Annotated in this window: 17 protein-coding genes; 5 read left to right on the forward strand and 12 right to left on the reverse strand. The window is 41.8% G+C overall.

What is annotated here, in order from left to right:
* Positions 1 to 241: 241 nt before the first annotated feature.
* From QPK24_RS01680 to QPK24_RS01715, 8 genes are all read right to left on the reverse strand, one after another.
* Complete coding sequence (locus QPK24_RS01680; protein WP_285745634.1) at positions 242 to 931, reverse strand: helix-turn-helix domain-containing protein; 690 nt, start codon at positions 929 to 931, stop codon at positions 242 to 244.
* A gap of 111 nt (positions 932 to 1042) precedes the next feature.
* The gene (locus tag QPK24_RS01685; RefSeq protein WP_285745636.1) at positions 1043 to 1597 is read right to left on the reverse strand and encodes a chromate efflux transporter ChrA; all 555 of its coding nucleotides are present in this window, start codon (positions 1595 to 1597) and stop codon (positions 1043 to 1045) included.
* Between the two features lie 3 nt (positions 1598 to 1600).
* Positions 1601 to 2188, reverse strand: a complete 588-nt coding sequence (locus QPK24_RS01690) for a chromate efflux transporter ChrB (protein WP_213533128.1) — start codon at positions 2186 to 2188, stop codon at positions 1601 to 1603.
* A gap of 15 nt (positions 2189 to 2203) precedes the next feature.
* A complete protein-coding gene (locus QPK24_RS01695; protein ID WP_285745639.1) occupies positions 2204 to 2707 on the reverse strand; it encodes a chromate efflux transcriptional regulator ChrS in 504 nt (167 codons plus the stop codon).
* Between the two features lie 240 nt (positions 2708 to 2947).
* The gene (locus tag QPK24_RS01700) at positions 2948 to 3376 is read right to left on the reverse strand and encodes a DUF4358 domain-containing protein (RefSeq protein ID WP_285745641.1); all 429 of its coding nucleotides are present in this window, start codon (positions 3374 to 3376) and stop codon (positions 2948 to 2950) included.
* Positions 3377 to 3567: 191 nt separating this feature from the next.
* Positions 3568 to 4683, reverse strand: coding sequence for a PAS domain-containing sensor histidine kinase (locus tag QPK24_RS01705; protein ID WP_285745643.1), 1116 nt, complete (start codon positions 4681 to 4683; stop codon positions 3568 to 3570).
* Positions 4676 to 5329, reverse strand: a complete 654-nt coding sequence (locus tag QPK24_RS01710) for a response regulator transcription factor (protein ID WP_283771281.1) — start codon at positions 5327 to 5329, stop codon at positions 4676 to 4678. Before QPK24_RS01710 ends, QPK24_RS01705 begins: the two co-directional genes overlap by 8 nt.
* Before the next feature lie 135 nt (positions 5330 to 5464).
* Positions 5465 to 5923, reverse strand: a complete 459-nt coding sequence (locus QPK24_RS01715) for a GAF domain-containing protein (protein WP_285745646.1) — start codon at positions 5921 to 5923, stop codon at positions 5465 to 5467.
* A 192-nt stretch (positions 5924 to 6115) separates the two neighbouring features.
* Here QPK24_RS01715 and QPK24_RS01720 point away from each other — a divergent pair, with 192 nt between their 5' ends.
* Positions 6116 to 6865: a Crp/Fnr family transcriptional regulator gene (locus QPK24_RS01720; RefSeq protein ID WP_213533119.1), complete on the forward strand. Its 750-nt coding sequence runs from the start codon at positions 6116 to 6118 to the stop codon at positions 6863 to 6865.
* Positions 6866 to 6964: 99 nt separating this feature from the next.
* Here QPK24_RS01720 and QPK24_RS01725 read toward each other — a convergent pair whose 3' ends face one another.
* The 3 genes from QPK24_RS01725 to QPK24_RS01735 all read right to left on the reverse strand — a co-directional run bounded on the left by QPK24_RS01725 (position 6965) and on the right by QPK24_RS01735 (position 8408).
* Complete coding sequence (locus QPK24_RS01725) at positions 6965 to 7120, reverse strand: hypothetical protein (protein WP_201450736.1); 156 nt, start codon at positions 7118 to 7120, stop codon at positions 6965 to 6967.
* Positions 7121 to 7239: 119 nt separating this feature from the next.
* Positions 7240 to 7548: a hypothetical protein gene (locus tag QPK24_RS01730; RefSeq protein WP_213533117.1), complete on the reverse strand. Its 309-nt coding sequence runs from the start codon at positions 7546 to 7548 to the stop codon at positions 7240 to 7242.
* Between the two features lie 74 nt (positions 7549 to 7622).
* Positions 7623 to 8408 (reverse strand): transporter substrate-binding domain-containing protein, encoded by a 786-nt coding sequence (locus QPK24_RS01735; protein WP_285749014.1) that lies wholly within the window; start codon positions 8406 to 8408, stop codon positions 7623 to 7625.
* Between the two features lie 335 nt (positions 8409 to 8743).
* Here QPK24_RS01735 and gpmA point away from each other — a divergent pair, with 335 nt between their 5' ends.
* Both gpmA and QPK24_RS01745 read left to right on the forward strand, forming a co-directional pair.
* Positions 8744 to 9508, forward strand: a complete 765-nt coding sequence (gene gpmA / locus QPK24_RS01740; RefSeq protein WP_213533115.1) for a 2,3-diphosphoglycerate-dependent phosphoglycerate mutase — start codon at positions 8744 to 8746, stop codon at positions 9506 to 9508.
* A 116-nt stretch (positions 9509 to 9624) separates the two neighbouring features.
* A complete protein-coding gene (locus QPK24_RS01745) occupies positions 9625 to 9840 on the forward strand; it encodes a hypothetical protein (RefSeq protein WP_160035944.1) in 216 nt (71 codons plus the stop codon).
* Between the two features lie 75 nt (positions 9841 to 9915).
* Here the strand turns inward: QPK24_RS01745 and QPK24_RS01750 are convergent, their stop codons facing one another.
* On the reverse strand, positions 9916 to 10377 hold the full coding sequence (locus QPK24_RS01750) for a hypothetical protein (protein ID WP_213533113.1): 462 nt from the start codon (positions 10375 to 10377) through the stop codon (positions 9916 to 9918).
* A 537-nt stretch (positions 10378 to 10914) separates the two neighbouring features.
* Here QPK24_RS01750 and QPK24_RS01755 point away from each other — a divergent pair.
* Together QPK24_RS01755 and QPK24_RS01760 are read left to right on the forward strand one after the other, a co-directional pair.
* Entirely contained in the window at positions 10915 to 12165 is a 1251-nt protein-coding gene (locus QPK24_RS01755; protein ID WP_285745654.1) for a DUF445 domain-containing protein, read from the forward strand.
* Between the two features lie 17 nt (positions 12166 to 12182).
* A complete protein-coding gene (locus QPK24_RS01760; protein ID WP_285745656.1) occupies positions 12183 to 12581 on the forward strand; it encodes a TIGR02328 family protein in 399 nt (132 codons plus the stop codon).
* The last annotated feature ends 24 nt before the right edge of the window (positions 12582 to 12605 follow it).

A 12605-nucleotide genomic window follows, 5' to 3' on the forward strand; every position in this document is an offset into this window, starting at 1 on the left:
CGATTTAACTGAATACGCATTTGGCGATAACCGAGTATCCCTTTTCGTTTGTCATAGCGACACTTGACTTCCTTGGCGAGTTTAAGATTTTCGAGTTCCCTGGTGGATGGCGTCCATTTCAGCCACTTATAATAGGCAGATCGGGCGATTCCTGCGAGCTCACAGAGCTTGGTGAGTGCATATCCCTTTTCGCCATGCAGTTCCTTAATCGCTTGATAGATGTCTGCATGCCGAACGTAGGTTAGTGTGTATTTCTTCGCCGGATCTCTGCCAACTTTTTTGCGAGTGCATTCTCCATTTCAAGGTACTCATTACGCGCTTCGAGTTCCTTAATCCGAAGCTTTAATCTTTCCTGTTCATCTAGCTCCTCTAGCGGTTTTTTACGACCTCGGAGGTCTTTTAACCCTTCGTGACCATTCGTTTGATATTTACGAACCCAGGCGTAGACTTGCTGATAAGAGACATCGTACTTGTCGATGGCTTTCTGGTAATCTAAATCATGGGCGATGGTGAATTGTGCAATTTCAATACGTTCTTCGTAAGTCGTTTTCCGTCCTTTATTCATATGAGGGGATCCCATCCTTTTCGGAGTTGGTTTCATTTTCGCCCCTTCAGTATACTTGGAAATCCAGCTCTCTAACACAGATTTACTCGAAATATGGTACTTTTTCACCACTGATCGTACAGAGTGTTCACCAGAAAGTGCATCTTGTATCGCCGCCAGTCGTAACTCTTTGGAGTAAGCTTTCCAACCTTTCGATTTTTTTAAACCTTCCACTTCACCTGCTTGATATTTTCTTATCCATTCGGTAACCGTGCTTTTATGGATCCCCAGTTGTTTTGCCTCGTAGTTGGGATTGGATTCATGCTGCAGGCAACGTCTTACAACCTGAATCTTAATTTCATATGGAATTGGGCTTCTTTTAGACATTACAAAAACTCCCATCATGATAGAGGTAGAAGTTTTGTTTTTTCTACTGTCTACTATGATGGGAGCGTATCAATTAAAGGGGTAGCGGCCTTTTTCTATCTTAGATATCATTTAGACAATTGTATGAGATAAGACGATTGCTCCATAGGCAAATGCGATGAGAATAACAAATGCGGGATGAATCTTTGTTTTTGTAAGCATAAAGAGTGCAATCGCTGAAATAAGTAAAGTCTGCCACATATTAATCGTCTCGATCGAGACAATCCCCATCTCCCATGTCAGTAAGAGCATGAGGACAGCAATGATAGGCTGAACAAGCAGTGTCATTCCTTTTACTACGTTGGATGTACGGTATTTATTAAGTAAGCTAAGCAGTAGAATAAGTGCAGTTGCAGAAGGAACGACAGTAGCAATGGTAGCGATGATGAATCCAGGCCAGCTGGCTACTTGGTACCCGACAAACGCAGCAATTTTGGTCGCAATTGGACCAGGAAGAGCATTTGCTACCGCGAGCACATCACCAAATTGTTCATTTGTCATCCAAGCGTAATGATTGACGACTTCTTCCTGCATAAGTGGAATGGATGCAGGACCGCCTCCATAACCAAGCACATTGGCTACGAAAAATCCCCAAAACAGTTCCCACCATGTTTGTAGTTGCTCCACGGTTTATGACACCCCTTTATCGCTTTGTTTGTCCCGTTTGTAGCGCTGCACGAGGTTTAGATGGAACATGCCATAAACCAGGAAGAGCATTACCACAATCCCTGGGTGGATTTGCAGCAACTGAAGCAGGACAAAGGCAAGAACTCCGAACAAGACAGCAAACCCTTTTCCAAGACCTTTCCATGCCTTCAGGGCAAATTCATAAGCCATAATACCAAGCATGACAACGATAACAGGTCTTACCGCTGCGATCATTCCTGCAATATATTTGGAGTCTTTTAAGGTGTACATCACCCCGAGCAGAGCAACTATGGCAATACTCGATGGCAAGATATGAGCAAGCACCGAGACAATAGCACCGGAGATTCCTTTTCGCTTATAGCCAAGATACGCTGCCATTTTCGTTGCAATCGGACCAGGCAGGGCGTTGGCAAGTGCGAGGGTTTCTCCAAATTCTTCATCTTCCATCCACTTATAGCGGGTGACTGCTTCATAGCGGATGAGGGGAATAACAGAGGGTCCGCCTCCGTATCCCAAAATACCAGTTCTAATCATTCCGATGGCTAGTTCTTTGTAAGGCTGTAAGTTCATTACTGAGGTCTCCTCCTATAAGCGCATGCCCATGCGGCTCTTGTAGCGTTTGAGCAGCAGCTGGGATTCTACTTTTACAATCCCGGGCATTTTGTATACTTTCTCTAGTAGAAAATGTTCCATCTCTTCCATATCTGCAAAAATACCGTGCATATGTAACGTGCTCGGACCTGTCATGTGATAGAGGCTAGTAACCGCCGGCTCTTGATCAAGCTTCTCTGCCACTTCATCCAAATACTGCGGCTCAATATCTACATTAAAAAAGGCTGATACAGATAAACCCACTTTCACTGGATTAATCACAACCGTAAAGCGTTCGATGACTTCCTTCTCGGACAAAGCATTAATTCGGGCCTGAACGGCAACGCGGGATAAGCCGATTTGCTGACCAAGCTCAGTATAGGATATACGGCTGTTCTGATGCAGGGCTGCTAGTATTTTGCGATCAATCTCATCGAGGTTATGCATGCGGGGGATCTCAGGTGAGAAAACCTGATCTATCCGATCTTTACTCATCATTAGACCACCTTTCATTATTTCGAAACAAACTTTGCGTAATTTATATATCTATATTTATAACTTTTCGTAAGATGAGTCAATCATTTCTGCTCGATTTGTCCATTTATATAATATAATCCTTTCTATTTGTATATCTGAACATCTGTGAAGCAAATCAGCCCCCCGATCCAATGGACCGAAGAGCTGATGTTTTGGAGTACAAAGATTTGGGAGAATGATTGCTTTAGATCATTTGAGTGATCATTCTTTTTTGTCATAATGAATTTTATCAAAATATGAATCAACAAGTTTATTTCCGCTGCCATAGCTGTCACTAATTATTAAAATTACATAATTTCTTGTTCTACGAATGGAATAACCCTGCAGGCGATCATATTCCTCCGAATCTTGTGTTTCATATTTGCTTACAAGCTCATTGCAATAGGAGCTTAGCGCACTTTGAATCATATCGGCGTTATGTGTGCTAGTTGCTTCGAGTATTGCAAATTCTCTGGTAGTGTCATCTGTGCTAACGAAAACTTTTGCGCTGGAAACATCAGAGAGGGTCACTCCACTGTAATGTTCCTCAATTCTTTCAATACTGAGTTCCTTCATGTCCTTGTAGTAAACCGATGAAGATAGCAAAAACTCAGAAAACTTATTTATATCCATTTTTGTTTTGGGTTGCATTAGGACATAAATACTTGTTAGGACAATTATGGCAGCCACTAAGATAAAAACATTTTTTTTAGATACCGTTTTAATGGAGATCTCCTCCTCTATATAAGCAGTATGTAAAGTAAATAAAAAGAACCAACAAGCCTCCAGTTAAATCTGACACGGGACTGACTTTGTTGGTTCTTATGTTTATCGCATGGATATTACTCTTTAGTAAAAATGATGGTAATGCTTGTTCCTTCTCCAGGAGTAGATGTGATGGTCAGCGTGCCGCCAACACTTCTTGCTCTTTCTTCCATACTAAAAAGGCCGACACCAGCTTCACTGCCGGCTGCTCCAACGGTAAAGCCTTCTCCATTATCACTGATCGTGACGAGCAGTTTCGCTTCACGATCATCAATCGTGACTTTCGCTTCCTCTGCATCGGCATGTTTGGCAATGTTAGTCAGCGCTTCTTGAATGATCCGATAGATTGCCAGCTCCAGGTTATGAGGTAATCTGCGACGTAAGTGACACTCAAAGCAGACATCAATACCATAATAACCTATGAACTTCTCAATATAGGTACGGATCGCAGGAACGATACCAAGATCGTCTAATACCGAAGGACGAAGCTGCCAAGCTAGACCTCTTACTTCCTCGATAATCGCAGTCACCTGTTCGCGCAGAGGTTGTAAGTCAGACTTATCAACCGACTCATTAGAAGTAAGCTGATCCAGTTGAATTACAAGAGAGTAGAGGCTTTGCCCAATTCCATCATGAAGCTCTCTAGAGAAACGTTTCCGCTCCTCTTCTTGAATCCGAATGACCTTGGTCATCATCGATTGCAGCTCAGCTTCTGTCTGCTTCAGCCTCGTTACTTCGTTACGAATCGCCAAATACTTTTTAGGTTTCCCATGTTCATCCATCAGCGGCACAATCGTGGTATTAACCCAGTAGAATTCCCCGTCCTTGGTTGTATTACGGATTTCCCCTTGCCATACCCTTCCTTCACGGATCGTCGTCCAGAGCTCCTTCATAAAGGCAGTATCGTGGTATCCTGAATTGATAATACGATGATCCTGTCCGAGTAGTTCCTCTCTTGAGTACTTGGATATTTCGCAAAATTTATCATTTACGTACTGAATTTTCCCCTTTGTATCTGTCATAGCGACAATCGAGGATTCATCTAGAGCAATCTTAAGATCGGTCAGTTCCTGGAGTGCACTTTTCACTTCATCCTTCACTGTATCATTCTCGATATGGTGCTCTACTTCATTTATTAGTTTATCAATAGAATAGTTCTGAAAAGGAGATGTAAAGCTCTGTGTATCAGTCATAAGTCATGAGCCCCTTTTTCATTGCAAGTTTGACGAGCTCAGGCCTGCTCTTTAGACCGAGTTTATCCATAAGATTACTCTTATGGGATTCAACCGTCTTGACGCTGATTATAAGTTGCTCTGCAATTTCCTTATTAGAATACCCTTTGGCAATCCAAGCCATAATTTCTTTTTCGCGATCAGATAGTGTTTCATAAGGACCATCCGATTCTCCCCGGCGGATCATATCAGAGTATTCCTTCATTAATTTCTTTGTTGCACTTGGATATAAATAGGCAGTCCCATCTGCCACAGAGCGAATGGCTGCAATGAGCTCCTCATGAGGAGCACTTTTGAGTATGTAACCGGAAGCACCTGCGTGAATGGCTCGGAATAAATACTCTTCATCATCATGCATGGTTAGAATCAATACGCCGACATGAGGCATCTTTTGTTTAAGTTCAGCGGTTGCAGTAAGTCCATCCTTGCCAGGAGGCATACTGAAATCCATGAGTACAACATCCGGGTTTAACTCTTCTGCTTTGGCTATCGCTTCGTCTCCGTCTGCCGCATCTCCAATGACTTCAATATCATTCTTTCCTTGCAGCAAAGCAGATAGTCCTGATCGTACGACGATATGGTCGTCAGCAATTACGATACGAATCAAAATGGTTTCCTCCCTTTCCTTCAAGGTCCGGTGTGATGTAGTTAACATTTTACTACAGTTAGAATAGGGCTGCACCCGATCTTTATGAAAAAAGAGAACTAAGCAATGTTTTTTTTACATAAATAGTTCACCATGTCAGATTACATTCAGTATGTTTGTCATAGAAGTGGAGAGTTGATCGGCTTCTCGCTCTACCATCTGGATCTCACTTGGATGAAAGGGGCGAGAGTGGTTTCTTAGACCGGTAATCAGAATCCCAACAGGGGTTTGATCCTGCAAGAGTGGAACAGAAATAATGCTGGTAAGCCGCTCTGCAAGTAAGAGGGGACAGGTATGAAACAGCAGAGATGCAGGTTCTGAATTCATACTTGAGATAAAACTGCGGCCTGACTTAAAGACAGGGGCTGCAATACCTTCATTTGTTTTAAAAGCGATTTTTGATGTGCGCTTACTGCGGCTTCCCATCTGAAAGATGACATGCAGCTTTCCGTCTGTTTTCGAGAGGAGCAAGATGGCGGTGAAGTCAGCATGTAGACTATGTTGCAGCTGCTCTACAATATACTCTTCTGCAGGGGATAAGCATTGCATCATCATCACATCCTTTGGTTAGATTTATGAACCTAAGATTACTCGTTTCCGAGAAAGAGGCTGTGAAATATGTCACTAGAACCTAGCCAAATTAGAAAGTTAGGGGAATTTTAGCACTTTTATCAGGTGTTTCCCTGATCCGTAATATGGGGGGATTAAGTACAATAGAGATATTAGAAGAGCGAGGGGCGATTTAAGATGACATTAGTATTAGCCAGAAGAGGACGTGAGGTAGAGGTGACCATGTGCGGAGGGAATGAGACTAGCCAAGGGGAAGCTGAACTGAAAAAAGGTCTCCAAGGTTTGATGCAGCTTAAATCGATCAATGTCGGAGATCGACTGTTTTACGAAGGTGATGAGGTAGAGGCGCTGTACTACATGAAGTCGGGCCGGGTGAAGCTGACAAAGACGAATGAGGACGGAAAAGAAATTATTCTTTCGTTCATGCAGGCAGATGATCTGGTAGGTGAATTCGGAGGAATCGAAGGCGAATTCCACGGATTTGAAGCAGAGGTAGTAGAAGCAGGTATAGTGGGTGTCATCATGGTTCGGAATCTGGAGGTCTACCTCAGCCAAAACGGAGAGATGGCCCTCGAATTTATCCGCTTGATGGGAACTGCACAGCGTATACTCCAGTATAAACTGCGCGATCTTTTGATGAATGGTAAAGCGGGCGCGCTCGCTTCGGTACTCGTAAGAGCATGTAATAGCTACGGAAAAATGACACCCGAAGGAATTCTGATTACGAAAAAATTAAATCATGCAGATATAGCCGAGCTTATCGGAGCAACGAGAGAGAACGTAACGAAGACGCTTAGCGGCTGGAAAGAGCAAGGGATCGTAGAAGTATCGCAGGGACGGATTCTTGTTCGTGAAATAAGCGAGCTGCATCAGATATGCGGCTGCCAGGCAGGGAATCTTTGCTCGCCAAAAATTTGCCGCATGTAACTTAGCGAATCATAACGCAACTAAAAAAGACACCAGCTGGTGTCTTTTTCTATGTTTTTATTCTAGAACGAGGATTAGCTCCTCTACAATAGAAGGGAATTATTTATTTGAGACCAGCTTACTGGAAGGATAAGTATAGGACAACTTACGTACAATTTCTTTTTGCCATTTTTCATCGCCAATGGACACTGCCAGATTGAGAAGGTCCAAGTAATCGTCAAGTTTCAAATCCGTTTTGGTTGCCGATATGTTCATTCTATCCTTAAGTCCCCTTTATAATAAAATGTGCAGGTTATCTACGGTAGATAACTCACAATAATGATAATCATTATCAATAATTTCATTATGCATGGTTTCCCTTGGAAATGCAAACATTAATCAGTATTTTTCTTTACTTTTTTAGGAAGAAGTAAATAAGTAATGATGAGAAAGGGAATGTAGATCCCTAAAAAGGCAGCAGGAATAAGCAGCATCGGGTCTAGCAGGATATGATGGACCTGAGTAGTAAATGTAGTTCCGCTCGCATTGGTATGATAAACAGCAAGCAGAAGTGAAATACCTGCAAGATAAATGCAGAATAACGCGATAAAGTGCAGCAGGCGCTGCAACGGTTTATATAGTAACGAAAGTCCGCTCAGTACAAAGGGAAATAGAATAAAGCCAGCAATCATAAATGTGTTCACGTGACTAAGTCCTCCTTTTTGTTAGAAGTATGGACAGATTCATGGAGACGCATACTAATTGGCTTCCCTAGGGGCTATTCAATCCATTTCTCATAGAGTTTCGTATACTCTCCACTTTCTTTTAATTCTTTTAACATTTCATTCACGGTATCCACCATCTTTTGGTCGCCTTTATGAATGGCTATGCTGTAAGACTCGTTTGTAAAAAGCCCGCCAACCATTTCATAATTAGCATCCTCGCGCATCATTCCAAGCAGAATAGAATTATCTGCGGTGAGTACATCTCCTTCTTCAGACTGAAGAGCAGTAAATGCTTTTTGATAATCATCATATTCGGCAACTTTTGCTTCAGGAGCCTTATCCTTTATGCTCTTCACGGAAGTAGAGCCTTTGACAGCGATCACCCTAGTATTGGAGGACAAAGAGTCTAACCCCGTAATCGGACTGCCCTTTGGTACAAGGAGTGATTGACCCGCATAGAAGTAGACATCGCTAAAATCGACTTCCTTTTTACGATCTTCTGTAACCGACATTGCCGCAATGATGACATCAATTTGTTCATCCTTTAACAGGGGGATCTGAGTGCTGGAAGTAACCTCTTTTAATTCTACTTTTGTTTCATCCCCTAGAATCTTTTTAGCGAGTTTTCTTGCGATGTCGATATCGAGACCTTCTACCTTGCCTGATTTAGAATCTTTTAGTCCGAACAGGCGTGTATCGAATCGAACCCCGGCAATTACTTTTCCGCGTTCTTTAATGACGGCAACCGTGTCATATACTTCTGCTGGATCAATGGTCTCATCAGATAAATCCGAGTTATTGCATCCTGAGAGAAGTATGGTAAAAGAAAGCAGGAACATGAACAGCAATGGTGCTGTTATTTTGTTCTTTACTATGATATTCAACTCCTTATGATTATGCTGGACACTTCGAAAATAAGCTGGCTCAGGAACCAGCGAAATCATTCTTTTTGTTTGAAAAAGCACAGAATCCAAATAGGAATTATATAGTAAATACAACTAAGATCATACAATACCTCTTGGGATCAGAGCAATGTTTATGTCAAGTATAATCAAACCTAGTTGGAGGCTCCCTTTCATTTATAAGAGAGAATTATCCGGGGTAAGTTATGAAAGAATCTGAATAGGGTAATTTGTAAAGAGTATACATGTATAGCCAGAAAGAAGGGGAATGAATGATTAAGATTGTACTGGTCCGCCATGGTCAAAGTGTATGGAATTTGGAGAATCGCTTTACAGGATGGACTGATGTCGATTTATCGGAGGCTGGGCTTGAAGAGGCAAGGCAGGCAGGACTCATTCTGAAGCAAAATGGGTATGTATTTGATGAAGCATATACATCTTATCTCAAGCGCGCCATTCGCACATTAGGAATCATTCTTCACGAAATGGATATGATGTGGATTCCTGTCTATAAGACATGGAAACTGAATGAACGGCATTATGGAGCTTTACAAGGACTTAATAAAGCAGAAACAGCCGCAAAGTATGGAGAGAAGCAGGTCTTATCTTGGCGTCGATCTATTGATGTGCGTCCTCCTGAGCTTTCCCTTGATGATCCTAGATACGAAGCTGCTCTTCCGCAGTATCAGGCGATGAAAGAAGGAGAATATCCGCGCACCGAAAATTTACTTGATACCGAGAAGCGGGTGCTGGATTACTGGCAGGAACGGATTGCGCCTAGTCTAAGCTCGGGCAAGCATATTATTATTGCAGCTCATGGAAATACACTGCGTTCTTTAATTCAGCATTTGGATAACCTAGAAGGCGATGGCCTAATCAATTTAAATATTCCAACGGGAATACCGCTGGTTTATGAACTGGATGAAGAGCTAAAGCCCATTCGTCACTACTATCTGGGTATGGAAGGGCCGCTCCCAGCAGGTACCATTCCAAAACATATAAGTAAAGAAAGTACTACAAAAGGACCTCCTGCATAATTTAGGGGGTCTTTTTAAAAGTGGACAAGGTAGAGTGAACCATATAAAATGGAGCTTATCTTATTTTTATTCATGATGTGAATCAGGGTAGGATCATATAGAATGGAGGGACTTACATGAACCGTTATTTGTTCGAATATGAACTAATATCCACTGGATTTATAAGTGAATTCAGCTGGGTTGCCGAATCAGAAGAGAAGGCAAGAGATGCGATTCGTGATCGGATTGCTGACCTCGAATTTACGGAAATAGAAGATGTAATTGTAGGGAATCTCCTGAAAATAATGGATGCATCAGGCCATATTGAAGAGTGCGAAAGTTGTGCTTCTTAAGTCTTTATAGCATGATTAAAGAGGAGGCTCTCTAGAGAGGTCTCCTCTTTTGATATTTATCTTATTGAATCTGATTTATTTTACGTTCTTTTCCTGTTCATGTTGTTCTACTATTTCATGAATTTCTGACTCTAAAGCCTCAACGGTGTCTTTTGCGAGGTTCTGCAATGGTTGTGGGTGGAACCACTGAATCTCTCCATTATGTACCAAACCTTTGTAATCCTCACCTTGTACATGAATGCAAATTTTATGACGTTCATGCGGAGTATCCTCAAATACAGGTGTAATTTCAATATCCTGAATGTCATTTAGAACGAGATAATGCTGCATAAAGGAATGAACTGTTGCTTCAATACGTTCTACTGTACTCTCATCAAGTAATTGTATAGGGCTAGGGTTAAGCCATTGAATTTCTTCATTATGATAATGACCTTTGAATTCTTGTTCTTTTACTTTAAAAGTAAAGGCTAGACGCTCATGCAAACGGTTTTCGAATACTTTTTCTACCTCAAACTCTTCAATTTTATTATCAGGCATAATAATATTCCCCTCTCAATGAAAATTCATGTAATCACATAACACCAAATGCTGATCAACGAATCGCCGCAAATCAGAAAAATGTAGGAATTCACTAAGAATCAGGAATCCTATTCAACAACACGTTTGTTTCTTCATGTCTCACTTGCTTACAAATTCATATTACCTTTGCTAAATGAGAATAGAGAAAGAGCAACATTAGAATTTAATGAGAAAAGAAGGAAAGTTTTTTAAGAATCCTTTCTTGAGCTTATTATAGGGTTCTTCTCCATTACAAGTCTAGTGAAAGCGCTGTCTTTTTAAATAAATCGTACTTTACATACATAAAACAAGATGGGAACTGAGGGCTTAAGTAGGAGTATTAATTTCGTATAGAGCTGAAAGTAGCATCGTTTTAGAGAGCTTTACTATGGCAGGTTTGGAATATAACGTTTGTGGTGATAAGATGAATACTAACCTTAGCATATCGTGGAATCATTTAAGTAAATAATGTCAGTAAATGAAAAAGTTAAGATATATATAAAGGAGTCTAGAAATATGGTTAAACAGACAAAAAAAGCAGCGACATGGTCCTTAGTCATCATGGGTGCTGGGTTTGCTGCCTCTTTGCCTTTTCATGGAAGCATAGCAGGGAAGATCTTTGTTGGGGCGTTTGAAGCGGGCCTCGTGGGGGGACTGGCAGACTGGTTTGCAGTCACCGCATTATTTCGTCATCCCCTCGGTTTAAAGATCCCGCATACTGCACTGCTTCCCAAGAACCGGGACAAGATGACCGATGGCCTCGTGTCCGCTGTGGAGAATAACTTACTGAACAAGGAAAGTATCTCCGCTAAAATATCTGGGATGCCGATCAGTGAAATGATCCTTGAAATGGCAGAGAAAGAGCTGCAGTCAGAAGGAACCAAGGGTGCAATTGATATCATCGCTAAACGGATTGTAGCTACCCTTCCTCTTGAACGTATTGCTCCACTCGTAGCAAATGAAATGAAACGTCAGATTGGTGAAATGGACGTATCCTCATTGCTATCCAAAGCAGAACAGCAGATTACCAGCAAGGGTTATGATAAAATCGCACTTGATTACGGGCTGGACCAAGCTGAGGCATGGCTTACGAAACCGGAAGCATTATATACACTCGGTGAAATCGGTATGAAGGCTCTGAACTCTGTGCAAGTGAACGGGCTTATGCAATTTGCCATGAATGCACTTATGGGTTATCTCAATGAAGAACGCCTTGGCGGCATACTGCAACGTTTCTTATACGAACAGGTTCAGGATCTGAAATATGAGGGACACCCGAATCGTCATCAGGTGTTAGCCGGTATACGAGGACAGCTGATCAGACTGGCACACTCAGATAAAGTGGTCGCTGGACTAAGTGATTGGAAAGACTCGCTCCTTGAGAATTGGGATGCGGAGATGACCGTCTTACATAAGATGCAGGAGCTGCGCGATCGGGCACTTGTATATATGGAAGATGGGAAATATGTATCCGAGCATGTTCTGCCGATCATTGATTCCCTGATTTCCGAAGTGAAGGCTAACGATGAATTGATACAGCGTATTAATGAGAAAATCGTAAACAGTGTCACACATCTTGTAGAACGCAATCATTCCAAGATCGGAACATTGGTAAGAGAAAATGTGGATCGAATGGATAATGAAACACTGATTGAAATGATCGAAGATAAAGTGGGTCAGGACTTGCAGTGGATTCGAATAAACGGGGCAGTTACTGGATTTTTAATTGGTGTTGTACTTACCGTCCTACAAATCCTTCTTGTATAAAGGAAGGGGTTTATATTATGCGTCTATGGCATGAAGACTTGATTAGTAAGCTCCCCAGAGCACAGCTGCTCGGTCAGCATCGTGAGTGCTGCGCTCTCCGCGGAAAGGGCTGGGGGAAGAAGCATGCTACCGTAAATTATGTATTTGAATATCATCCCATGAAGTTAGTTAGATACCATCTGCTTATCATTGAAGAAATGAAAAACCGAGGGTACAACGTTGATATTCTATGGGAAGACCCGTTGTATCGCGGAAAGCAGAGCGAGCGATGGGAAGTGGAGTATACCGAATCACTGGATGAGTATGGTCGTTATGAAGAACATAATGATGACTATATGGAAGAATGTATGCAGAATCTCGCTTCAAAAGGAATTTATATTATGATAGTGGAGAAGGATCAAGGATCCGCTATATAGATAACATAAAGAAAGCAGATCTCA

Source organism: Paenibacillus polygoni, from assembly GCF_030263935.1.
GTDB lineage: Bacteria > Bacillota > Bacilli > Paenibacillales > Paenibacillaceae > Paenibacillus > Paenibacillus polygoni.

What these genes read in the sequence shown, in the direction of transcription:
- QPK24_RS01695 (WP_285745639.1), bottom strand. Translation starts at nt 2,707, where the DNA reads ATGATGAGTAAAGATCGGATAGATCAGGTTTTCTCACCTGAGATCCCC.
- QPK24_RS01760 (WP_285745656.1), top strand. Translation starts at nt 12,183, where the DNA reads ATGCGTCTATGGCATGAAGACTTGATTAGTAAGCTCCCCAGAGCACAG.
- QPK24_RS01755 (WP_285745654.1), top strand. Translation starts at nt 10,915, where the DNA reads ATGGTTAAACAGACAAAAAAAGCAGCGACATGGTCCTTAGTCATCATG.
- QPK24_RS01715 (WP_285745646.1), bottom strand. Translation starts at nt 5,923, where the DNA reads ATGATGATGCAATGCTTATCCCCTGCAGAAGAGTATATTGTAGAGCAG.
- QPK24_RS01700 (WP_285745641.1), bottom strand. Translation starts at nt 3,376, where the DNA reads ATGCAACCCAAAACAAAAATGGATATAAATAAGTTTTCTGAGTTTTTG.
- QPK24_RS01720 (WP_213533119.1), top strand. Translation starts at nt 6,116, where the DNA reads ATGACATTAGTATTAGCCAGAAGAGGACGTGAGGTAGAGGTGACCATG.
- QPK24_RS01750 (WP_213533113.1), bottom strand. Translation starts at nt 10,377, where the DNA reads ATGCCTGATAATAAAATTGAAGAGTTTGAGGTAGAAAAAGTATTCGAA.
- QPK24_RS01735 (WP_285749014.1), bottom strand. Translation starts at nt 8,408, where the DNA reads ATGTTCCTGCTTTCTTTTACCATACTTCTCTCAGGATGCAATAACTCG.
- QPK24_RS01725 (WP_201450736.1), bottom strand. Translation starts at nt 7,120, where the DNA reads ATGAACATATCGGCAACCAAAACGGATTTGAAACTTGACGATTACTTG.
- QPK24_RS01680 (WP_285745634.1), bottom strand. Translation starts at nt 931, where the DNA reads ATGTCTAAAAGAAGCCCAATTCCATATGAAATTAAGATTCAGGTTGTA.
- QPK24_RS01745 (WP_160035944.1), top strand. Translation starts at nt 9,625, where the DNA reads ATGAACCGTTATTTGTTCGAATATGAACTAATATCCACTGGATTTATA.
- QPK24_RS01690 (WP_213533128.1), bottom strand. Translation starts at nt 2,188, where the DNA reads ATGAACTTACAGCCTTACAAAGAACTAGCCATCGGAATGATTAGAACT.
- QPK24_RS01705 (WP_285745643.1), bottom strand. Translation starts at nt 4,683, where the DNA reads ATGACTGATACACAGAGCTTTACATCTCCTTTTCAGAACTATTCTATT.
- gpmA (WP_213533115.1), top strand. Translation starts at nt 8,744, where the DNA reads ATGATTAAGATTGTACTGGTCCGCCATGGTCAAAGTGTATGGAATTTG.